The 1,868-nt window shown below is 45.6% G+C and carries 2 protein-coding genes; both read left to right on the top strand.

Annotated features, from left to right (window positions below; translation table 11 throughout):
* On the top strand, positions 1-958 hold a 958-nt coding region (locus A3762_RS15215; protein WP_068756417.1), incomplete at its 5' end, for a S41 family peptidase.
* Between the two features lie 55 nt (positions 959-1,013).
* Positions 1,014-1,829 (top strand): divergent polysaccharide deacetylase family protein, encoded by an 816-nt coding sequence (locus A3762_RS15210; protein ID WP_068754731.1) that lies wholly within the window; start codon positions 1,014-1,016, stop codon positions 1,827-1,829.
* Positions 1,830-1,868 lie beyond the last annotated feature (39 nt).

Here is a 1,868-nt window from a genome sequence, read left to right as displayed (position 1 = left end):
TCCCATCGACGAAACACCTGCTCATCTTGGTGGAATTGAAGCTGGCGACTTGATCATTGAACTAGACGACAAGCCAGTCAAAGGCATGAGCCTCAGCCAAGCTGTTGAAAAGATGCGTGGCGAAATCGGCACAAAAATCAAAATTAAATTAGTACGTTCGGGCACGCGAGAGCCTATCGAAATGACGCTAACGCGCGCTGAAATCAAGACGCCAAGTGTTCGTTCTCTCATTCTTGATGAAAAATATGGCTACTTGCGCATTGCGCAATTCCAAGCCAATTCAGGCGATCAATTCGCAAATCGTCTCGAGAAACTCAAAGAAGAAAATCCTGAGCTAAGCGGCCTAATCATCGACCTTCGAAACAACCCCGGTGGTGTATTGCAGGCGGCGGTAAAAATTGCTGATGAGCTATTAGAAGAAGGCCTTATTGTCTATACAAAGGGTCGCTCTGAAATTGCGGACCTTAGCTTTAGTGCCACCGAAGGGGATGCACTAAATGGACTACCTATTATCGTGCTGATTGATACCGGTTCAGCATCTGCTTCAGAAATTTTAGCTGGCGCGCTCCAAGATCATAAACGTGCAGTGATCATGGGAACTCAAAGCTTCGGTAAAGGCTCTGTTCAAAATGTACTGCAGTTAGACGAAGATCATGCATTAAAACTAACAACAGCTCGCTACTTCACGCCAAACGGAAGATCTATCCAAGCACAAGGCATCGTGCCAGACATTGTCGTAAATCGCGCCAAATTAGGCGATGAGCAAAAGCCTGACTTCTACCGTGAAGCCGACTTAGAAGGCCACTTGAGCAACGGTAACGATTCCGATAACGCTGGAACTCAAGATGAAGAAAACGGTGATGATAGCAATATGAAAGAACGTCTCGAAAAAGACTTCCAGTTACAAGAAGCACTCAGTCTGTTGAAAGCCATTGATATCCTAAAAATAGATATCTAAATTCGAGTTACCGCTAATAAAAGCCCAAGCTCCGCTTGGGCTTTGTTATGAAGATATGCTTAACACTCTCAGACAAATCTCATTCATCGTACTAGGACTAAGTCTCAGCCTCCTTGCGCAAGCCGAATCTGTCCCTCAAGCAACTATTGCAATTGTCATCGACGATCTAGGTCATCACCTTAAACGCGGTAAAACGCTCACGGATCTTCCCTACCCGCTCACGCTCGCATTTTTACCACACCGTCAGTATACGAAGACTTTAGCTATTCGCGGCTACAGCCAAGGCAAAGAGATCATGCTGCACGCGCCGATGGAGAACACTCGAAAGTTTTCTCTCGGACGAGGCGGATTAACTGCCAATATGGATAAGACCTTGACGCAAACCACGCTTAACTCAAGTCTTGAAAGTATTCCTTATATCAAAGGCATGAATAATCATACTGGTAGCGCTCTCACTACTAACAAGCAATCTATGTCATGGGTCATGGAGTCCTTAGCTCAGCACCCTTATTATTTTTTGGATAGTAAAACCTCTGCGGATTCGGTCGCGGCGAAAACGGCAATCGAATTTGGTATCCCAACGCTAGTGCGTGACGTGTTCTTAGACCACGAGCAAACACCGCAATACGTAGCAAGCCAGTTTGAGAAATTAATAAAGATTGCAAAGCGTAAAGGAGCTGCCATTGCGATTGGCCACCCTTACCCTGTCACGATCACCTACTTAAAATCGGCACTCCCAAGATTGGGGGAACAAGGAATATCCATCGCCACAGTCAGCGGTTTATGGCAGATACAGCATCCAAACAAGGCCATGTTCCCAAGTGAAAAACCTACAAAAAATACCCAGTTAGCGTTTTCTGGAGACTTCTAAAGCCTCGACTATACTTAGCTCCACTTAAAAACCACGTTC

It is taken from the genome of Oleiphilus sp. HI0125, assembly GCF_001635355.1.
Note: the sequence above shows the minus strand (reverse complement) of the source record. Positions and strands in the feature narration are given on the sequence as shown.

Excerpts from the sequence above, each read along its gene's own strand:
- A3762_RS15210 (WP_068754731.1), top strand. The coding sequence starts at position 1,014 with ATGCTTAACACTCTCAGACAAATCTCATTCATCGTACTAGGACTAAGT.